This window comes from Dyella flava (assembly GCF_016904955.1).
Lineage (GTDB): Bacteria > Pseudomonadota > Gammaproteobacteria > Xanthomonadales > Rhodanobacteraceae > Dyella_B > Dyella_B flava.
The window spans coordinates 1-1199 of sequence record NZ_JADIKE010000008.1 but is presented as its reverse complement, the minus strand read 5'-3'; the positions used below and the strand labels follow the sequence as shown (position 1 = coordinate 1199).

The 1199-nt window shown below is 62.0% G+C and carries 1 protein-coding gene; it reads right to left on the bottom strand.

Going from position 1 to position 1199, the window contains the following annotated elements:
• Positions 1 to 1199, bottom strand: a 1199-nt coding sequence (locus ISP19_RS00045; RefSeq protein WP_239556269.1) for a sugar MFS transporter, incomplete at both ends; no start/stop codon positions are given.

Here is a 1199-nt window from a genome sequence, read left to right as displayed (position 1 = left end):
TACAGGATGTACAGATAGCACGGCACGATGACCATCAGGAACGCGAGCTGGAAGTTGATGTACTGCTTCAGATGCACAAAGACCTGGGGCATCAGGGCGCCACCGACGATGCCCATGATCAGCAGCGCCGAGCCCAGTTCGGTATGGCTGCCCAGGCCCTTGATCGCCAGCGGGAAGATCGCCGGCCACATCATGGCGTTGGCAAAGCCCAGCGCGGCGACGAACGCCACCGAGATATAGCCATGCGTCACGTAGGCGCCGATGGCAAACAGCACGCCGAGCACGGCCGACAGCGCCAGGTAGCTCTGCTGCGAGATGAAGCGCGGAATCAACACCGAGCCGAACAGATAGCCGGCCAGCATCGCCGCCATGGTGTAGGTGGTGAAGTGCGAGGTCAGCCGCAACGGCAGGCCGAAGCCCTGACCATAGGTATTGATCGCATCGCCGGCCATCACCTCCACGCCGACGTACAGGAACAGGCAGAGCACGCCCAGCCATAGATGCGGAAAGCTGAAAATACCGCCCTGGCGATGGCCGATCGACCGCTCGCTGTTGGCGCCGGACGGTTTGATCTCCGGCAAGGAGGACATCAGGATCCAGATCGCCAGCACCACCAGCAGGCCCGCCAGGCTCATATACGGCCAGAACACCCGTGCCGCGAAGTCGTTGAGCAGGGCATCGCGCGCCGGCCCGGCGGTGATCTTGGCCACCTGGTCCAGGAATGCATCAATGCCGGTCATCACCAAGGCGCCGAAGGCCAGCGGCGCCAGCGCGCCGGCCACCTTGTTGCAGATGCCCATGATCGCGATGCGCTGCGCGGCGCTGTCGATCGGACCCAGAATGCTGATGTAGGGATTGGAGGCCGTCTGCAACAGCGACAGGCCTGCGCCGATCACAAACAGTCCGGTCAGTGCGCCCGGATAAATGCGACTACGCACAAACTCGCCGAACAACGCCGCACCGATCGCCATGATGAAAAGGCCCAGCACCATGCCTTTTTTCATGCCGGTGCGCTTGAGCACGGCACCGGCCGGCAAGGCGAGCACGAAGTAGGACACGTAGAACGCAAACGGCACCAGGAACGCGTTGATGTCATCCAGCGTAAAAGCCACCTTCACGAACGAAATCAGCGGGCCGTTGAGCCAGGTGAAGAAGCCCATGATGAAAAACAGCACGCCGATGATCGTCATCGGCAGCAG